Origin of the sequence: Microbacterium sp. TPD7012 (assembly GCF_003075395.1) — a bacterium.
Taxonomy (GTDB): domain Bacteria; phylum Actinomycetota; class Actinomycetes; order Actinomycetales; family Microbacteriaceae; genus Microbacterium.
On sequence record NZ_QDFV01000003.1, the window covers coordinates 25092 to 42491 of the forward strand.

18 protein-coding genes and 1 tRNA gene are annotated in these 17400 nt (G+C 69.2%); 11 read left to right on the forward strand and 8 right to left on the reverse strand.

What is annotated here, in order from left to right:
* Positions 1-42: 42 nt before the first annotated feature.
* Positions 43-546 (forward strand): DUF3145 domain-containing protein, encoded by a 504-nt coding sequence (locus tag DC434_RS08170; RefSeq protein WP_116634819.1) that lies wholly within the window; start codon positions 43-45, stop codon positions 544-546.
* A gap of 137 nt (positions 547-683) precedes the next feature.
* Here the strand turns inward: DC434_RS08170 and DC434_RS08175 are convergent, their stop codons facing one another.
* Entirely contained in the window at positions 684-2087 is a 1404-nt protein-coding gene (locus DC434_RS08175; protein ID WP_116634820.1) for a PLP-dependent aminotransferase family protein, read from the reverse strand.
* A gap of 95 nt (positions 2088-2182) precedes the next feature.
* On the opposite strand from DC434_RS08175, the gene DC434_RS08180 reads away from it, so the two are divergent.
* Positions 2183-2848: a hypothetical protein gene (locus tag DC434_RS08180; RefSeq protein WP_116634821.1), complete on the forward strand. Its 666-nt coding sequence runs from the start codon at positions 2183-2185 to the stop codon at positions 2846-2848.
* A gap of 60 nt (positions 2849-2908) precedes the next feature.
* On the opposite strand, the gene DC434_RS08185 is transcribed toward DC434_RS08180, so the two are convergent.
* The 6 genes from DC434_RS08185 to aceE form a co-directional block, all read right to left on the reverse strand.
* Positions 2909-4147, reverse strand: a complete 1239-nt coding sequence (locus tag DC434_RS08185) for a beta-ketoacyl-[acyl-carrier-protein] synthase family protein (RefSeq protein WP_116634822.1) — start codon at positions 4145-4147, stop codon at positions 2909-2911.
* A gap of 93 nt (positions 4148-4240) precedes the next feature.
* On the reverse strand, positions 4241-4489 hold the full coding sequence (locus DC434_RS08190; protein WP_017830435.1) for an acyl carrier protein: 249 nt from the start codon (positions 4487-4489) through the stop codon (positions 4241-4243).
* A 67-nt stretch (positions 4490-4556) separates the two neighbouring features.
* Positions 4557-5558: a beta-ketoacyl-ACP synthase III gene (locus DC434_RS08195; RefSeq protein ID WP_116634823.1), complete on the reverse strand. Its 1002-nt coding sequence runs from the start codon at positions 5556-5558 to the stop codon at positions 4557-4559.
* Positions 5555-6475 carry an ACP S-malonyltransferase gene (locus DC434_RS08200; protein ID WP_116634824.1) on the reverse strand — a complete coding sequence of 307 codons (921 nt, stop codon included), beginning with the start codon at positions 6473-6475 and terminating at the stop codon, positions 5555-5557. Before DC434_RS08200 ends, DC434_RS08195 begins: the two co-directional genes overlap by 4 nt.
* Before the next feature lie 100 nt (positions 6476-6575).
* The gene (locus DC434_RS08205) at positions 6576-7778 is read right to left on the reverse strand and encodes a helix-turn-helix domain-containing protein (RefSeq protein WP_116634825.1); all 1203 of its coding nucleotides are present in this window, start codon (positions 7776-7778) and stop codon (positions 6576-6578) included.
* Between the two features lie 32 nt (positions 7779-7810).
* Positions 7811-10537 carry a pyruvate dehydrogenase (acetyl-transferring), homodimeric type gene (gene aceE / locus DC434_RS08210; protein ID WP_116634826.1) on the reverse strand — a complete coding sequence of 909 codons (2727 nt, stop codon included), beginning with the start codon at positions 10535-10537 and terminating at the stop codon, positions 7811-7813.
* Positions 10538-10791: 254 nt separating this feature from the next.
* On the opposite strand from aceE, the gene DC434_RS08215 reads away from it, so the two are divergent.
* From DC434_RS08215 to DC434_RS08250, 8 genes are all read left to right on the forward strand, one after another.
* Positions 10792-11397 (forward strand): carboxymuconolactone decarboxylase family protein, encoded by a 606-nt coding sequence (locus DC434_RS08215; protein ID WP_116635377.1) that lies wholly within the window; start codon positions 10792-10794, stop codon positions 11395-11397.
* Positions 11398-11407: 10 nt separating this feature from the next.
* The gene (locus DC434_RS08220; protein WP_116634827.1) at positions 11408-12301 is read left to right on the forward strand and encodes an RNA polymerase sigma-70 factor; all 894 of its coding nucleotides are present in this window, start codon (positions 11408-11410) and stop codon (positions 12299-12301) included.
* 41 nt (positions 12302-12342) lie between these two features.
* Positions 12343-12415: transfer RNA gene (locus DC434_RS08225), tRNA-Val, on the forward strand.
* 136 nt (positions 12416-12551) lie between these two features.
* On the forward strand, positions 12552-12887 hold the full coding sequence (locus DC434_RS08230) for a metalloregulator ArsR/SmtB family transcription factor (RefSeq protein WP_116634828.1): 336 nt from the start codon (positions 12552-12554) through the stop codon (positions 12885-12887).
* A complete protein-coding gene (locus tag DC434_RS08235; RefSeq protein WP_116635378.1) occupies positions 12880-13314 on the forward strand; it encodes an SRPBCC domain-containing protein in 435 nt (144 codons plus the stop codon). The genes DC434_RS08230 and DC434_RS08235 overlap by 8 nt, the downstream gene beginning before the upstream one ends.
* Before the next feature lie 35 nt (positions 13315-13349).
* A complete protein-coding gene (locus DC434_RS08240; RefSeq protein ID WP_116634829.1) occupies positions 13350-13700 on the forward strand; it encodes a nuclear transport factor 2 family protein in 351 nt (116 codons plus the stop codon).
* A 92-nt stretch (positions 13701-13792) separates the two neighbouring features.
* Positions 13793-14683 carry a TIGR01777 family oxidoreductase gene (locus tag DC434_RS08245; protein ID WP_116634830.1) on the forward strand — a complete coding sequence of 297 codons (891 nt, stop codon included), beginning with the start codon at positions 13793-13795 and terminating at the stop codon, positions 14681-14683.
* A 43-nt stretch (positions 14684-14726) separates the two neighbouring features.
* Complete coding sequence (locus DC434_RS08250) at positions 14727-15680, forward strand: L-lactate dehydrogenase (RefSeq protein ID WP_116634831.1); 954 nt, start codon at positions 14727-14729, stop codon at positions 15678-15680.
* Positions 15681-15693: 13 nt separating this feature from the next.
* Here the strand turns inward: DC434_RS08250 and DC434_RS08255 are convergent, their stop codons facing one another.
* Positions 15694-16458, reverse strand: a complete 765-nt coding sequence (locus tag DC434_RS08255) for an SDR family NAD(P)-dependent oxidoreductase (RefSeq protein ID WP_116635379.1) — start codon at positions 16456-16458, stop codon at positions 15694-15696.
* A gap of 100 nt (positions 16459-16558) precedes the next feature.
* Between DC434_RS08255 and DC434_RS08260 the strand changes: the two genes are divergently transcribed.
* Positions 16559-17395, forward strand: a complete 837-nt coding sequence (locus DC434_RS08260) for a helix-turn-helix transcriptional regulator (protein WP_116634832.1) — start codon at positions 16559-16561, stop codon at positions 17393-17395.
* The last annotated feature ends 5 nt before the right edge of the window (positions 17396-17400 follow it).

The window sequence follows — 17400 nt, forward strand, 5'->3', positions numbered from 1 at the left end:
TCAGGTCGTTGGGGAAGACGCACCTGATGAAACGGAGAGATCATGGCGACGGCCTACGCACGCGGAGTGGTTTTCGTCCACTCTGCGCCTCGCGCGCTCTGCCCGCACCTGGAATGGGCGGTAGGACGCGCCATCGGGCGCGCGGTCAACTTCGACTGGACCGAGCAGCCCGTGCTCGACGGTGCCCGTCGCGCCGAGTTCTACTGGGACGGACCTGTCGGCACCGGCGCCGCTCTCGCGACCGCGATCCGCGGTTGGGAGCATCTCCGCTTCGAGGTCACCGAGGATCCTACTCCTCGCAGCGACGGCGGCCGCTGGCTGCACACCCCCGATCTCGGCATCCATTACGCGCAGACGGATGCCGCGGGCAACATCGTCATCGGTGAGGATCGCATCCGCTACGCGATGGAGATCTCCGCAGGGAACGCGGTCGAGCTGCAGCGCGAACTGGACATCGCGCTCGGCTCGGCCTGGGACGAGGAGCTGGAGCCGTTCCGCCATGCCAGCGACGACGCGCGCGTCGTGTGGCTCCACAAGGTCGGCTGACGCCGGCGAGAGACCTGGAGCGGGGGAGGCGTGAGTATCGGATGCCGGTGATCCGTCCCGGACGCTGAGAAGACGTATCCCCGCTTCACATGACGAGGACCCCGCCCCGGAAGAGGCGGGGTCCTCGTCACGCTGTGTCAGATGACGGCTGCGCGGGGCAGAGCGTCGAGCTGCGAGACCTCCCCCTCCCGCACGTCCGTCCACGCGAGACGCAGCCGTTCCATCGCCTCATCCGTCCGCGCAGGCGGGAGCGTGATGGGAATACGCAGACGCCGTTCGAGCACGCCGCCTGTGGTGAACCTCGGTCCTGGCGGCAGGATCAGTCCGTGCTCGCGCGCCGCGAGAGACAGCATCGTCGAGACGGGAGCGCCGAGATCCACCCATGCGGAGAGCCCTCCGTCGGTCTGCGGCATGCGCACGCCGTCGATGCGTTCGAGTCCCTCGGCGACGGCCGCGCGTCCCGCCGCGAGCCGCGAGCGGACGTGTGCGGTGAGGGCGGGCATCTCGGTGAGGAGCTCGATGGCGATGCACTGCTCGAGGAGTGCGGTGCCGAGTTCGAACGACGGCCGCACCGCGAGCAGTCGGGAGATCACGGAGCGCTCCGCGCGGATCCAGCCGATGCGCATGCCGCCCCAGGCGATCTTCGACATCGAGCCGACCGTGATGACGTGCGGTCCGAACGCGGCCAGGGGGAGTGGGCGCCAGCCGCGATCGATGTCGAGCTCGGCGGTCGTCTCGTCGACGATGAGATGGGTTCCTGTGTTGCGCGCGGTCGCCGCGATGAGCGGACGATCGGCGTTTGGCAGCGTGGCGCCGGTGGGGTTGTGGAAGTCGGGGATCAGATAGGCGACATGAGGGCGGCTCTGCAGCAGCAGGTCGGAGAGGTGCGCCGTGTCCCACCCGTCGACGTCGACCGGCGTGGGGAGCAGGCGGTAGCCGTACCGGCGTATCGCCTCGAGGGCGTGCGGGAACGTCGGCTGCTCGACGACGGCGCGCTCTCCGCGTCTTCCGATCGTGGCGAGCACCAGGTTGAGGGCGTTCAGGGCACCGGAGGTGATGATGATCTCCTCGGCCGTGGTCGGGGCGCCGCGCTCGGTGAATCGCTGTGCGACGGCATCGCGGAGCTCCGGCATGCCTCGCAGGGAGTAGCCGCTCGTGCCCCGCAGAGCGGCCAGCCGTGGCAGCGAACGTACCGTCGCGTCGTAGAGCCCCGGTGTCGAGTCCATGGAGGCGATGGACAGGTCGATCGCCGAATCGTCCTCATGCTCCCGGGGTGAGACGTACTCGCGGGGGAGCGCCACCCGCGTTCCGCCGCCCTGTCGGCGGGAGACGTATCCGTCGCCTTCGAGCAGGTCGTACACCCGAGTCGTCGTCGATCGCGACCGGCGCAGCTCGACGGCGAGAGCTCGCTCGCTGGGCAGGCGCTCACCGACCGTGAGTCGTCCGTCGAGGATCAGGGCGCGGATCCGCCCCGCGAGCGCCGCCGCTGTCGCCCCGGCGACGCTCTGCGCGCCGAGCTGGTCCACCAATCGAGAGGTCACTCTTCCAGCATGCCCGACACTGGCCTGGTGAAAGCAGGCCACTTTTCGAAGACTGGCCTCGTCGTCACCAGTGGACGGCCCACCACGATGAAGAGATGAGCATGCGTTCCGTCTTCCTCCCCGTCACCGCCACGAGCCGCCGCGACCTCGCTGAGCGCCTGGTGCAGCTGGTCGTCGGGCTGGTGCTGTACGGCGTCGCGCTCGGACTCATGGTGCGCGGCGGGATCGGAGTCGCTCCGTGGGATGTGCTGTCGCTCGGTGTCGCGGCGCAGAGCGGACTGGGCTACGGCGCGGTCACGAATCTCGTCGCCGTCGTCGTGCTGATCCTCTGGATCCCGCTCCGGCAGCGGGTGGGAATCGGTACATTGCTCAATGCGCTGCTGATCGGCCCGAGCGCGGATCTCACACTGGTCCTGGTTCCCGCGCCCACGTCCATCTGGTGGGGCGCACCCCTGTTCGCCGGAGGACTGGTCCTCCTCGCGTTCGCGACCGGTCTGTACATCGCGGCGGACTTCGGACCAGGACCCCGTGACGGATTGATGACCGGCCTCGTGCGCCGGACCGGATGGAAGGTCTGGATCGTGCGCACCGTGATCGAGGGCAGCGTCCTGATCATCGGCTTCCTGCTCGGAGGACCGGTGGGAGTCGGCACCGTCGTCTTCGCGCTCGGCGTCGGCCCGCTGATCGGCTGGTTCCTGCCGCGCATCACCGCGCTGCGCCAGGAGCGCTCTCGTCGACTCGCGACGAGCGTGCGCCCCTGAGCGGAGTGGGACGAGAAGAGGCCCCGGGAGGATCTCCCGGGGCCTCTTGACGAGCGACGGTCAGTCGCCGTTGGAGAACACGGCGACGGCGTTGTGGCCGCCGAAGCCGAACGAGTTGCTGATCGCGATCTGCGGTCCGTCCCCGAGCGGCGTCGGCTCGCCGGAGAGGCGGAACGGCACGGCCGGGTCGGGCTCGGTCATGTTGATCGTCGGAGGGGCCACACGATCGCGCAGGGCGAGCAGCGAGAAGATCGCCTCCAGGGCGCCGGTGCCGCCGAGCAGGTGGCCGGTGGAAGCCTTCGTCGCGGAGACGGGGATCTCGTCGAGCCGCTCGCCGAAGACCTTCTTGAGCGCCACGTACTCGTTGGGGTCGCCGACCGGGGTCGACGTCGCGTGCGCGTTGATGTGCGTCACCTGGTCGGGGGTCACGCCGGCCTCTTCCAGCGCCTGCGTGACGGCACGTGCGGCGCCGTTGCCCTCGGGGTCGTTCCCCGTGATGTGGTACGCGTCGGCCGTGACGCCGCCGCCGAGCACGTAGCCGTAGATCTTCGCGCCGCGGGCCTTGGCGTGCTCCTCGGTCTCGAGGATCAGCGCGGCGGCGCCTTCACCCATGACGAATCCGTCACGGTCGATCGCGCCGGGGCGGGACGCCGTGGCGGGGTCGTCGTTGCGACGCGACAGCGCCTGCGCGGACGCGAACGAGGCCATCGTGATCGGGTGGATCGCCGACTCGGTGCCGCCGGCGATGACGACGTCGGCGAGGCCGTCCTGCAGGTGGTGGTACGCGTGGATGATCGACTCGGTGCTCGAGGCGCAGGCGCTCACCACGGTCTGGGCGTACGCGCGCGCCTGGAACTGGAGCGAGAGGTTGCCCGCAGCGGCGTTCGGCATGAGCATCGGGACGGTGAGGGGCATGACACGCCGCGGGCCCTTCTCGCGGAGGGTGTCCCAGGCGTCGAGCAGCGTCCACAATCCGCCGATGCCGGTGGCGAAGTCGACGCCGAGGCGCTCGGGGGCGACCTCGGGCGAGCCCGCATCGGCCCAGGCCTCACGCGCGGCGATCAGCGCGAACTGGGAGGAGGGGTCGAGCCGCTTCGCCTCGTGGCGGGGCAGGACCTCCTCGGGGCGGACGATGGCCTCGGCGGCGAAGGTGACGGGCAGCTCGTACTGCTGCACCCAGTCGTGCTCGAGGGCCCGGGTCCCGGACACGCCTGCGAGCAGGTTGGCCCAATTCTCCGGAGCGGTCCCGCCGATGGCGGAAGTGGCGCCGATGCCGGTGACGACGATGCGCTTGGTCATGGTGTGGTTCCTTGTCGGGCGGGGGTGGAGCGGAGTTCGGGCAAGGCAGAGGATGCCACGCCCCGCAGATGCGGGGGTGGCATCCTGCGGGGATTACTCCTGGCCTGCGACGATGAAGCTGACGGCGTCGCCGACGGTCTTGAGGTTCTTGACCTCGTCGTCGGGGATGGTGACGCCGAACTTCTCCTCGGCGTTGACGACGATCGTCATCATCGAGATCGAGTCGATGTCGAGGTCGTCGGTGAACGACTTCTCCAGGGCGACCTCGGAGGCGTTGATGCCGGTCTCGTCGGTGATCAGCTCTGCGAGGCCAGCGAGGACCTCATCGTTGGTGAAAGCCATGTGGTCTTCCTCTTTCTTACGGGTTGTATTCGGAACCGTGGAACAGTCTAGGGAAGGTCGCGCGATCTCAGGGGAGGACGACGACCTGTGCGGCGAAGACGAGGCCGGCGCCGAAGCCGATCTGCAGTGCGAGACCCCCGGAGAGCTCGGGGTGCTCAGCCATCAGCCGGTGGCTCGCGAGCGGGATGGACGCGGCCGACGTGTTGCCGGTCGTCTCGATGTCGCGCGCGATGACCGTGGTCTCCGGCAGCTTCAGCTGCTTGGCGAACTCGTCGATGATGCGCATGTTGGCCTGGTGCGGGATGAAGGCGGCGATGTCGGCCGGCTGGACACCGGCCTTGTCGAGCGCCTCGCGGGCGACCTTCGCCATCTCCCAGACGGCCCAGCGGAAGACGGTCTGCCCTTCCTGACGCAGCGTCGGCCACGGCGCCTCGCCGTCGCGGAACTCGGTGAGAGTGGCGTTCATGCCGACGGCACCGGCCTTGGAGCCGTCGGAACCCCACACGGCCGGGGCGATGCCAGGCGTGTCGCTGGGGCCGATGAGGGCGGCGCCCGCGCCGTCGCCGAGCAGGAACGAGATGCTGCGGTCGGTCGGGTCGACGACGTCGGAGAGCTTCTCCGTGCCGATCACGAGGGCGTAGCGGGCCGCTCCGGCCTTGATCAGGGCATCGGCCTGCGCGACCGCGTAGGCGTACCCCGCGCACGCGGCGTTGATGTCGTACGCCGCGGCGGGGTTCGCTCCGACCCGGTCGGCGACGATCGCGGACACCGAGGGGGTCTGCTTGGGGTTGCTGATCGTCGCGACGATCACGAGGTCGACCTGATCGGCGGGGATGCCGGACTTCTCGATGGCCTCGGCGGCCGCTTCGGTGGCGAGATCGATGGCGTCCGTGCCCTTGTTCGCGCGAGCACGCGTGATGATGCCGGTGCGCTGGCGGATCCACTCGTCGCTGGAGTCGATCGGGCCGATGAGGTCCTCGTTGGGCACGGCGTTCTCTCCGCGCGCGGCACCGAACGAGTAGATGCGCGTGTAGGCAGGGCCGGCGACCTGGGCGAGGGTGATGCTCATGCGGCTTCTCCGTTCAGCAGCGCGACCGCCGCATCGAGGTCTTCGGGGGTCTTCACGGCGACGGTGGGTACACCGCGGAGGCCGCGCTTGGCGAGTCCGACCAGGGCACCGGCCGGAGCGAGTTCGATCAGACCGGTGATGCCGTGGTCGGCGAACGAGCTCATGCACAGGTCCCACCGCACCGGGGAGGACACCTGGTCGACGAGGTGGGAGAGCGCCTGAGCGCCGTTGTCGACGACCGAGCCGTCGCGGTTGCTCCACAGGGTGATGGAGGGGTCGGTGGGCGTCACGGTCGCCACGGCGTCGCGCAGAGCGGCCACGGCCGACGCCATGTACTCCGTGTGGAACGCACCGGCGACCTGCAGGGGGATCACCCTGGTTCCCTTGACGGGCTGCGTGGCGAGGGCCTCGAGCCCGGGGAGCTCGCCGGCGACGACGAGCTGGCCGCCGCCGTTGTAGTTCGCGGGGGAGAGCCCGAGCTCGGTGAGCCGCTCCAGGACCACGGCCTCGTCGCCGCCGAGGACCGCGCTCATGCCGGTCGGGGTCTGCGCTGCGGCATCCGCCATCGCACGACCGCGGATGCCGACCAGGCGCATGCCCGTCTCGGCGTCGATGACGCCGCTGCCGACCAGGGCGGCGATCTCGCCCACCGAGTGTCCGGCGGTTCCGTCCGCGCGGCGACCGGCCCGGGCGGTCAGGGCGTCAGCCGCGATGAGTGAGGCGGCGACGATCAGCGGCTGCGCGATGCGCGTGTCGCGGATCGTGTCGGCATCCGACACCGTGCCGTGTTCGCGAAGATCGACCTCCGCGGCGTCCGAGTATGCGGCGAGGCGCTCGGCCACCCCGTCGAGCTCGAGCCAGGGGGCGAGGAATCCGGGGGTCTGCGAGCCCTGTCCAGGGCAGACGACGACAATCACATCCTCAGTCTGTCAACGTTTCGCGCCGAACGGTGGATGATCCATCACAAGATTCCGAAGAACCCTTGTGTGTGGCGTACAGACCGCGTGATCGTCGGCCTCAGCGCTGCGGTCGGCGGAGAGCCGGGCGACGGCGTGTCTGATCCGTCACTCCGATGGAGCCGAGGATCAGCGCGGTCTGGAGGATCAGCGCCTCGCGCGGGCCCGTGGCATCCCAGCCGATGACCTCGCTCACGCGCTTGAGGCGGTAGCGCACGGTGTTCGGGTGGACGAAGAGCTCGCGGGCGGTCGCCTCGAGGGAGCGGCCGTTGTCGAGGTAGCTCCACAGCGTCGTCACGAGGTCGGTGGAGTGCGCCTGCAGCGGGCGGAAGATGCGTTCGATGAGGGTCTGCTTCGCGAGCGGATCGCCGGCGAGGGCGCGTTCCGGCAGCAGATCGTCGGCCTCGACGGGTCGCGGCGCGCTGCGCCAGGCGCGGGCGACGGCGAATCCGGCCAGGGCGGCGCGGGCGCTCTGGCTCGCGTCCACGAGTGCGGCGACCGCCGGGCCGAGCACGACGTAACCGGGCCCGAACGAGGGCTCGAGACGCGTGGCGATCTCCTGGAAGCCGAGCTCGTCCTCGACCTCTTCGGTGTCCTGTCCGGCGATCCTCGCACGGCCGAGGACCAGCACCAGGCGCGAGCCCTGCACGCCGATGAGGACGTCGACCGCGAGCTTTCGGGCTGTGCGACGCACGAGGTCGACATCGAACTGCGGGGGAGTCGTGCCGACCAGGACGGCGACCTCTCCGTGGCCGTGCCAGCCGAGTGCCGCGATGCGGCTGGGCAGCTCCTCATCGGCCTCGCCCGTGAGGATCGAGTCGACGACGAGGGCCTCGAGCCGCGCGTCCCAGAGCCCGCGGGCCTCGGCGGCGCGCGCGTACACGTCGGCCGCCGCGAACGCCACATCGCGAGAGTAGAGCAGGATCGCCTCGCGGAGATCGTTGCCGCGACCGGCGACACGCTCCTCGGTGACCTCGACCGTCACACGGATCAGCTGCAGCGTCTGCTGGAGGCTGACGCTGCGCAGCAGCTCCCGCGGTGCGGCGGCGAAGATGTCGGCCGCGATCCACGGTGTCGAGGTCGGATCCTCGTACCACTGGATGAACGAGGTGATGCCCGCCTGCGCCACCAGCCCGACCGCGGAGCGGCGGGCCGGTGGCATATCGGCGTACCAGGGGAGGGTGTCTTCCAGCCGCTTGATCGTCACCGAGGCGATGTCACCGGAGATACGGCGCAGCCAGGTGAGCGTGGCGGTCTTGTCCATACCGCTGGAAGACGAAGCTGTCACCGAGGGGCTCAGCTCTCCCCGCCCGCGTTTCCGCTGGTGCCGGCATTCACGTCGTGCAGGCTGTACTTCTGGATCGCCTGCGCAGCGAGCGACCGGTCGACCACGCCGTCTTCGGCGAGCGACTGCAGCGTGCGGACGACGACCGACGGGCCGTCGATCTTGAAGAAGCGACGCGCAGCGGCACGGGTGTCCGAGAAGCCGAAGCCGTCGGCGCCGAGCGTGGCGAAGCGGTTCGGGACCCACGGGCGGATCTGGTCCTGCACGGCGTGCATGTAGTCGCTCACAGCGACGACGGGACCTTCGGCGCCCTGCAGCTTCTGGGTGAGGTAGGCCGTGTGCGGCTCCTCCTCCGGGTGCAGGAAGTTGTGCTCGTCGGCGGCGAGGCCGTCGCGGCGCAGTTCGGTCCAGGAGGTGACCGACCAGACATCGGCGATCACGCCCCAGTCGTCCTTGAGCAGCTGCTGAGCCTCGAGTGCCCAGGGGAGTCCGACGCCCGACGCGAAGAGCTGGGCGCGCGGGCCCTCGCCTTCGCCCACCGACACGCGGTGGATGCCGCGCACGATGCCGTCGACGTCGACATCCGCCGGCTCGGCGGGCATCACGATCGGCTCGTTGTAGAGCGTGATGTAGTACATCACGTTCGGGTCCTCGTGGTTCCCGCCGTACATGCGCTCGATACCGGAGCGCACGATGTGCGCGATCTCGTAGCCGTAGGCCGGATCGTACGAGATGGTCGCCGGGTTGGTCGCGGCCAGCAGGTGCGAGTGGCCGTCGGCGTGCTGCAGACCTTCGCCGGTCAGCGTCGTGCGACCGGCGGTGGCACCCATGATGAAGCCGCGCGCCATCTGGTCGCCGGCGGCCCACTGGGCGTCGCCCGTGCGCTGGAATCCGAACATCGAGTAGAAGAGGTAGACCGGGATCAGCGGCTCGCCGTGCGTGGCGTACGAGGTTCCGGCGGCGGTGAAGGCCGCGAGTGCGCCGGCCTCGTTGATGCCGACGTGCACGATCTGGCCCTGCGGGCTCTCCTTGTAGGCGAGGAGCAGCTCACGGTCGACCGACGTGTAGTGCTGACCGTTCGGGTTGTAGATCTTCGCGGTCGGGAAGTACGCATCCATTCCGAAGGTGCGCGCTTCGTCGGGGATGATCGGCACGATGCGGTGGCCGAAGTCCTTCGAGCGCAGGAGGTCCTTGAGCAGGCGGACGAACGCCATGGTGGTGGCGATCTCCTGCGTGCCGGAGCCCTTCTTGGGGAGGGCGTACGCCGTGTCATCCGGCAGAGCCAGGCCGACGTGGGTCGTGCGGCGCTCCGGGAGGAAGCCGCCGAGTTCCCTGCGACGCTCGAGCATGTACTGGATCGTCTCGTCCTGGGGTCCCGGGTTGTAGTACGGGGGCAGGTACGGGTTCTCCTCGAGCTGCGCATCCGTGATCGGGATGTGCATGGCGTCGCGGAACGTCTTGAGGTTGTCCAGCGTCATCTTCTTCATCTGGTGGGTCGCGTTGCGGCCCTCGAAGTGCGGACCGAGGCCGTAGCCCTTGACGGTCTTGGCGAGGATGACGGTGGGCTTGCCCTTGTGCTCGGTCGCGGCCTTGAAAGCGGCGTAGACCTTGCGGTAGTCGTGGCCACCGCGCTTGAGGTTCCAGATGTCGTCGTCGGAGTAGTCCTTGACGAGGGCGGCTGCGCGCTCGTCGCGGCCGAAGAAGTGCTCGCGGATGTACGCGCCCGACTCGGCCTTGTAGGTCTGGTAGTCGCCGTCGGGGGTGACGTTCATGAGGTTGAGCAGCGCGCCCTCGGTGTCGCGGGCGAGCAGGTCGTCCCATTCGCGACCCCAGACGACCTTGATGACGTTCCAGCCGGCGCCGCGGAAGAACGACTCGAGCTCCTGCACGATCTTGCCGTTGCCGCGCACCGGGCCGTCGAGGCGCTGGAGGTTGCAGTTGACGATGAAGGTCAGGTTGTCGAGACCCTCGTTGGCGGCGACCTGCAGCTGGCCGCGGCTCTCGACCTCGTCCATCTCGCCGTCGCCGAGGAAGGCCCAGACGTGCGAGGCGGAGGTGTCCTTGATGCCGCGGTTCTCGAGGTACTTGTTCGACATCGCCTGGTAGATCGCGTTGATCGGTCCGAGACCCATCGAGACGGTCGGGAACTGCCAGTACTCCGGCATGAGGCGCGGGTGCGGGTACGACGGGATGCCGTTCGGCGCGTGCGACTTCTCCTGGCGGAATCCGTCGAGCTGATCCTCGGTCAGGCGGCCTTCGAGGTAGGAACGCGCGTACGTTCCGGGGGAGGCGTGCCCCTGCACGAAGATCTGGTCGGCCCCACCGGGGTGGTCCGCGCCCTTGAAGAAGTGGTTGAAGCCCACCTCGTACAGTGCGGCAGACGAGGCGTAGGTCGAGATGTGGCCGCCGACCCCGATGCCGGGGCGCTGCGCGCGGTGCACCGTGATGGCCGCGTTCCAGCGGATCCAGGCGCGGTAGCGACGCTCGACCTCTTCGTCGCCGGGGAACTCGGGCTCGTTCTCCGGGGCGATGGTGTTGATGTAATCCGTGGTCGGAACCATCGGAACGCCCAGGTGCAGCTCCTTCGAGCGCTTGAGCAGGCTGAGCATGATCTCGCGACCACGTCCGTGGCCCTTCGCATCCACCAGCTCATCGAGCGACTGCTGCCACTCGCCGGTCTCTTCCGGATCGCTGTCCTGGGGGCCCTGGGAATACGGATCCTGGTCGTGCACGGTCACGGGGCGAACCTTTCGTCAAGCTGGCAGGTCATGCCAAGGAAACGGGAAGCGACGCGGGCAGCCTTGTCGGCTGTGCACAACGCGCGCCGGGTTCAGCCTATCCCTCTTCCACGACACGGGCGCGCACCGGGTCCCCGAGCGCGGATCGGCGGATGCCGACGAGTCCGGCGAGTCGTATGTCACATCCCGGGCGCGGGCGGTGTCTCCGTGTGGAAGGCCCGCAGAACGGCATCCGAATCGAAGGAGACATGAACATGAGCAGCAGCACGACCCGCATCCCGGCGGCCGAAGTCACCGGGGTCTACGGCGCGATGGTGAAGGTGTTCGCGAAGAAGATGATGGGCCGGGTGCCCGAGTCGGTCGGGGTGCTCTGGAACAACCCCGCGGTCATGAAGGACGCGATGGGCATCGGCCGGAAGGCCGAGAGCTGGTCGGAGCTCGACCGGGACCTCGCGTCCTACGCGGCGATGGCGGCCGCAGCGACGATCGGCTGCAGCTTCTGCCTCGACTTCAACTACTTCATGGGTCACAACCACGGCCTCGATGCGACGAAGATCCGGCAGGTGCCGCGCTGGCGGGAGGCGAGTGTCTTCTCGCCCGTCGAACGCAGAGTGATGGAGTACGCGGAGGCTGCAAGTCAGACGCCGCCGGCCGTCACGGATGAGCTCTCCGATGCGCTGCTGGCCGACCTCGGACCCGCGGCTCTGGTCGAGCTCGCGGCGCGCGTGGCGTTCATGAACATGAGCGCCAGGATGAACGTGGCCCTCGGCATCCACTCCGAGGAGTTCGCCGACGCATGCGGGCTGCCTCCGCTCGCGGAACGGCAGGTCGTCCGCGAGCACATCGGCGACACTGCGTAGGCTCGCGGACATGGACCGCGTCGTGAGCGCCGTCGACGACCCGTTCGTCGTGCACCGCAATCTCCTCTTCACCGTCGCCTACGAGATGCTCGGTTCAGCGGCGGATGCCGAGGACGTGCTGCAGGAGTCCTGGCTGCGCTGGGCGGCGGTCGACCCGTCGACGGTCGCGGCGCCGAAGGCGTACCTCGTGCGGATCGTGACGCGGCAGGCGCTCAACCACATCCGCTCCACCTCGCGGCGTCGGGAGGACTATGTCGGCGAGTGGCTTCCCGAGCCGCTGCTCACGGCGCCCGACGTCGCCGATGATGTCGAACTGGCTGAGAACCTGTCGATCGCGATGCTCACCGTGCTGGAGACCCTGAGTCCCGCCGAGCGCGCGGTCTTCGTGCTGCGCGAGGTGTTCGATGTGCCATATGACGAGATCGCCGACGCCGTGGCGAAGACCCCCGCGGCGGTGCGGCAGATCGCCCACCGCGCGAAGGATCATGTCGCGGCCCGCCGTCCGCGCATCCGCGTTGTGCCCGCCGAGCATGAGCGCGCGGTCGACAGGCTCGTCGCCGCGCTCAACACCGGCGACATCCAGGGGCTCATGGACGTCCTCGCTCCGGATGTGGTGTCCGTCGCGGACGGCGGCGGCAAGGTGCGCGGTGCCGCGCGGCGGCCGCTGGTCGGCGCGGACACGATCGCCCGCTACCTCATCGGCGGCCTCGCCAAGGTCGCCGGCGCCGTCCATGCGGCGGCGACGACGATCAACGGCCAGCCGGGGATCCGGGTGGAGATCGACGGAGAGCTCGCCGGGATCGTGACGATCACGGTCGAGGACGGGCGGATCACCCGGATCTATTCCGTCGCGAACCCGGACAAGCTCGGACGCGTGGACCTCGAGGTGCCGCTGGTGCGGTGACGACCATCTCGGAGCTGTGTCGTCGATAGGATGATCGGGAAGGGCCTTTAGCTCAGCTGGTAGAGCGCCACGTTTACACCGTGGATGTCGTCGGTTCGATCCCGGCAGGGCCCACCGTTCCGGATCCCTCAGGCACCTTTTCGCTCGGGCACTCGCCTGCCCCGGCTCGAGTGCGTCCACTCCACCAATACTCTTGAGTACAAACGCGCATTTGTGCTACGGTCGGCCCATCCGAACGAAGGGGAGACCGATGAGTGCCGACGCCGTTGCCGATCTCGACCTGGCACTGCGCGCTCTGGCGGATGGGAACCGGCGCGCGATCCTCCGGGAGATCCGCTCCGCTCCGTTGCCCGTCGGCGCCATCGCGGATGCCGTCGATCTCTCTCAGCAGACGACCTCGCATCACCTCGGCGTCCTGCGGCGAGCGGGGCTCGCCGCCAGCACCCGCGAGGGGACGCGGCACCTCTTCGCCGTCGACACCGACGGCCTGGCGGCCGTCCGCTCCTACCTCGATGACTTCTGGCCCGACAAGCTGGCCGCACTCAAGGCGGTCATCGAAGCGCGTGAAGGTGCGGATCGTGGCTGAGTTCCGCGACTCGATCGACATCGCCGCCGCCCCGGAGACGGTGTTCGAGTATCTGGTCACGGCGGAGGGCATGACCGCCTGGATGGGCCAGTATGCCGAGCTCGACCCGACGCCGGGCGGTCGGTTCGCCGTCGACATCGCCGGACACGCCATCCGGGGCGAGTACCTGCATGTCGAGCATCCGCGTCGCGTGGTCGTCTCCTGGGGAGTCGCCGGGAGCGAGACGCTTCCCGCCGGATCATCGCGCGTCGAGTTCACTCTCACTCCGACCGGTACCGGCACGCGCGTCGAGCTGACCCACTCCGACCTTCCCGACACCGAGGTGCGCGGACATGCGCACGGCTGGGCGCACTTCCTCCCGCGTCTCGGCACCGCAGGTGTCGGCGGCGATGCCGGCACCGACGACTGGCATCCGCTCGACGACTGAACACCCGCCCATCCCGGAACGGCAAGGAGAACAGCATGAATACGGCATTCGACATCGTGCAGGGGTATCACCGCGCGTGGACCGGCGGTGACGTGGAGCAGGCGATGACCTTCGTCGCGGATGACATCACGTGTCGCGCGCCCGGAGTCGACCTGCAGGGCAAGGAGGCGTACGCCCGATACATCGGCGGGTTCGCGCCCACGCTGACCGGCATCGGGGACATCGCCGAGTTCTCCGACGGGGATCGTGTCGCGCTGTTCTACTACCCACGGACCGCTGCGACGTCGACCGCTCCTGCCGCCGAGTACTTCACGGTTCGCGACGGGAGGATCAGCGAGAGCATCCTCGTGTTCGATCGGCTCTCCTATGGGCCGCCGCGTCCGTGAACCTGTGCGGATCCGGCCCTCCGGTTAGTCTGGACAGCACTCATCCCGTGCGCGATCGGCCGCGGCAGAGGGACTGAACTCCAGGAGCGACCATGGCTCGACGCATCGTCATCAGCGGGGCATCCGGACTGATCGGCGGCGCGCTGGCCTCAGCGCTCCGCGCCGACGGCATCGACGTGCTGACGCTCGTCCGTCGCCCGCCCCGGGATGCGACCGAGTCGCAGTGGGCGCCGGGGGAGCGCGAGCTCGACCCCGACGTCATCGCCGGAGCAGAGGCCGTCGTCGCCCTCGGCGGCGCGAGCGTCGGACGGCTGCCCTGGACGCCTCGGTACAAGGAGGAGCTGGTCGACTCGCGCCTGAAGAGCACGCGCACGCTCACGACCGCCCTGCGCGCGTTGAGGCAGGATGCTCCCGCCCTGATCTCCGCATCCGCCGTCGGCTACTACGGCTCGGCCCCGGGCGAGCAGCTCACCGAGGACTCGCCTGCGGGCGACACGTTCCTCGCGGAGCTCTGCGTGCAGTGGGAGGCCGAGGCGCGCCGCGCCGAGGACCAGACCAGGGTGGCTCTGCTGCGCACGGCCCCGGTGATCCATCGGCAGGGAGTCCTCAAGCCGCTGATCCAGCTCACGCGCTTCGGCGTCGCGGGCCCCATCGGCCGAGGCACGCAGATCTGGCCGTGGATGTCGCTCGAAGACGAGGTGCGAGCGATCCGTCACATCATCGACCAGAAGATCGCCGGACCGGTGAACCTCACCGGACCCACGCCCGCGACGGCCAACGACATCGGGCGCGCGCTCGCCCGCGAGATGCACCGGCCGTTCTGGATCCCCGCGCCCGCCTTCGCCCTGCGACTCGTGCTGAGCGCTGCAGCAACCGATTCGCTCCTCGTCTCGGATGCCGACGTGCGTCCTGCGGTGCTCGAGAAGACGGGCTTCGTCTTCACGCATCCCACGGCCGCCGAGGCGGTCGCCTCCGCGGTCTGAGACGTTCTCCCGCATCGAGGGCTCCGACTGCGAGACTGAGCGCATGGAGATCATCGAGAACTCGAAGCTCACGGTCGTCGGTGCGGGAAGCGTGGGCTCGAGCGTCGCCTACGCCGCCTTGATCCGCGGATCCGCGCGCCACATCGCCCTCTACGACATCGCGACCGAGAAGGTCGAGGCCGAGGTCCTCGATCTCGCGCACGGCACGCAGTTCACGGGCACGAGCGACATCATCGGCGGCAGCGACATCTCGGTCGCGGCCGGATCCCACGTGGTCGTGATCACCGCCGGCGCGAAGCAGAAGCCCGGCCAGACGCGCACCGAGCTGGCCGAGGTGAACGCCGGCATCATCCGCAGCATGATGCCGGCGCTGCTCGAGGTCGCCCCGCACGCGGTGTATGTCATCGTCACGAATCCGTGCGATGTGCTCACGGTCATCGCGCAGGAGGTCAGCGGGCTGCCGCCCGAGCGCGTCTTCGCCTCGGGAACCGTCCTCGACACCTCCCGCCTGCGCTGGAAGCTCGCCGAGCGCGCCGGCGTATCGACCGGGAGCGTGCACGCCCACATCGTCGGCGAGCACGGAGACACCGAGTTCCCGCTGTGGTCGCGCGCCACGATCGGCACGGTCCCGATCCTCGACTGGGAGGTGCCGGGGCATCCGCGATTCACTCTCGAGGAGCTCCAGGCGATCGCCGTCGACGTGCGAGACGCCGCGTACAAGGTGATCCAGGGGAAAGGCGCGACGAACTACGCGATCGGGCTGTCGAGCGCCCGCATCGTCGAGGCGATCCTGCGCGACGAGCACGCCGTGATGCCGGTCAGCACGGTGCTGCGCGACTTCCACGGCGTGGACGGGGTGGCGCTCTCGGTGCCGTCGATCGTGAGCGCCACCGGCGCGGTGCCGATCCGGAGCACGTCGTTCTCCACGGAGGAGCTCGACCTGCTCCGTCACTCGGCGACCGCGCTCGAGGGAGTCAGGGCGACCCTGGGCGCCTGAGCCGCCCGCCGGGTCAGCGACCGTGCGGGTCGCGACTGTTCAGCGTGGCGACGACCTGGTCGTAGTCTCCGCGCGCCTCGCCGTAGCGGAGGAACTTGACGTTCTCGACCTGGATCTCGGTCGCTTCGGGCTGTGACTCCAACAGATGCATCACCTCGGCGATGAAGGCATCGAGCGGCATCGCGAAATCGCTCTCCCGCTGACCGGGCATCAGGTCGGTCTGCACGGACGGCGGCTCGAGCTCCACGACCTTCACGGTCGATCCGTCGAGCTGGAGCCGCAGCGACTCGCTGAGCATGTGGATCGCGGCCTTGCTGGCGTTATAGCTCGGCGTGGCGCGCAGGGGAGCGAAGGCCAGCCCGGACGACACGGTCATGATGGTCGCGTCGGGCAGGCTGCGCAGATGCTCGATGAACGCGCCGACGAGGCGAATCGGACCGAGCACGTTGGTCACGATGGTCTCCTCGGCCGTCGTGAGGAATCCGGACGGCTTCGACCAGTCCTCGACGCGCATCACGCCCGCCATCGTGATGACGACGTTCAGTTCGGGGTGCGCCGCGATGACCTCGGATGCCGCGGCACGGATGCTCTCGGCATCCGTCGTGTCGATCTGTACCGTGTGGATGCCGGGATCCCCCGCGGCGATCTCCTGCAGGAGCGCGGTGCGGCGCCCGCCGACGATCACGGTGTTCCCCTGGGCGCGGAGCGCGCGGGCGAGGGCCAGGCCGATGCCGCTCGTGGCACCGGGGATGAAGATGGTGTTTCCGCTGATGTTCATGCCTTCAGCGTCGATCAGGCGCGGGGCGCCCACCAGAGAGCGCTCATCCAGGGATCCGCGGTCCCTGGATGCCGACCTCCGCGGGAGGGATACTTCAGAGGTGGATCGAGAAGCGCTGGCCGAGTTCCTCCTGCGGCGACGGGAGATGCTGCAACCCTCCGATGTGGGGCTGAGTCCGGGCGTGCGCCGACGCACCCCCGGACTGCGCAGGGAGGAGGTCGCACAGCTCGCGACCATGTCGACCGACTACTACACGCGCCTGGAGCAGCAGCGCGGCCCGCAGCCGAGCCCGCAGATCCTCACGGCTCTCGCGCGGGCTCTCCGGCTCACCTCGGATGAACGCGACTATCTGCATCGCGTCGCCGGCTACAGCGCCCCGGATCGAGCGGCCGTGACCGACTACGTGCGCCCGGGCATGCTCCGCATCCTCGACCGGCTGCACGACGCTCCGGCTTTCGTGGTCTCCGTGCTCGATGAGGTCCTGGTGCAGAATGACGCGGCTCGGGCGCTCCTCGGCGACGCCGGTCATCTGGTCGGCCTGGAGCGAAGCGGGATCTTCCGATGGTTCGCGCACCCGGACACCGAGCGGGGGCGCTACCTCGAGAGCGATCACGCTCGGCAGAGCCGCTCGCTCGTCGCGTCGCTCCGTGCCGCGCAGGGCCTGCTCGGCAGCCGTTCCCGTGCCGGGGAGATCGTCCGGGAGCTGACGGCGCGGAGCCCCGAGTTCGTCGAGCTCTGGGACGCGCAGGAGGTGCGCCGCCGGTTCGAGGAGCACAAGGTCCTCGTGCATCCCGAGCTCGGCGAGATCGAGGTCGACTGTCAGGCGCTCTTCACCGAGGACGAATCCCAGGCGCTGATCGTGCTGACCGCCGCGCCCGGAAGCGAGGCGGCCGGCAAGCTCGAACTGGTCCGAGTGCTCGGCACGCAGACCGTCTGATCGGG

What these genes read in the sequence shown, in the direction of transcription:
- DC434_RS08170 (WP_116634819.1), top strand. Translation starts at nt 43, where the DNA reads ATGGCGACGGCCTACGCACGCGGAGTGGTTTTCGTCCACTCTGCGCCT.
- DC434_RS08180 (WP_116634821.1), top strand. Translation starts at nt 2,183, where the DNA reads ATGAGCATGCGTTCCGTCTTCCTCCCCGTCACCGCCACGAGCCGCCGC.
- DC434_RS08185 (WP_116634822.1), bottom strand. Translation starts at nt 4,147, where the DNA reads ATGACCAAGCGCATCGTCGTCACCGGCATCGGCGCCACTTCCGCCATC.
- DC434_RS08190 (WP_017830435.1), bottom strand. Translation starts at nt 4,489, where the DNA reads ATGGCTTTCACCAACGATGAGGTCCTCGCTGGCCTCGCAGAGCTGATC.
- DC434_RS08195 (WP_116634823.1), bottom strand. Translation starts at nt 5,558, where the DNA reads ATGAGCATCACCCTCGCCCAGGTCGCCGGCCCTGCCTACACGCGCATC.
- DC434_RS08205 (WP_116634825.1), bottom strand. Translation starts at nt 7,778, where the DNA reads ATGGACAAGACCGCCACGCTCACCTGGCTGCGCCGTATCTCCGGTGAC.
- DC434_RS08215 (WP_116635377.1), top strand. Translation starts at nt 10,792, where the DNA reads ATGAGCAGCAGCACGACCCGCATCCCGGCGGCCGAAGTCACCGGGGTC.
- DC434_RS08220 (WP_116634827.1), top strand. Translation starts at nt 11,408, where the DNA reads ATGGACCGCGTCGTGAGCGCCGTCGACGACCCGTTCGTCGTGCACCGC.
- DC434_RS08230 (WP_116634828.1), top strand. Translation starts at nt 12,552, where the DNA reads ATGAGTGCCGACGCCGTTGCCGATCTCGACCTGGCACTGCGCGCTCTG.
- DC434_RS08240 (WP_116634829.1), top strand. Translation starts at nt 13,350, where the DNA reads ATGAATACGGCATTCGACATCGTGCAGGGGTATCACCGCGCGTGGACC.
- DC434_RS08245 (WP_116634830.1), top strand. Translation starts at nt 13,793, where the DNA reads ATGGCTCGACGCATCGTCATCAGCGGGGCATCCGGACTGATCGGCGGC.
- DC434_RS08250 (WP_116634831.1), top strand. Translation starts at nt 14,727, where the DNA reads ATGGAGATCATCGAGAACTCGAAGCTCACGGTCGTCGGTGCGGGAAGC.
- DC434_RS08255 (WP_116635379.1), bottom strand. Translation starts at nt 16,458, where the DNA reads ATGAACATCAGCGGAAACACCATCTTCATCCCCGGTGCCACGAGCGGC.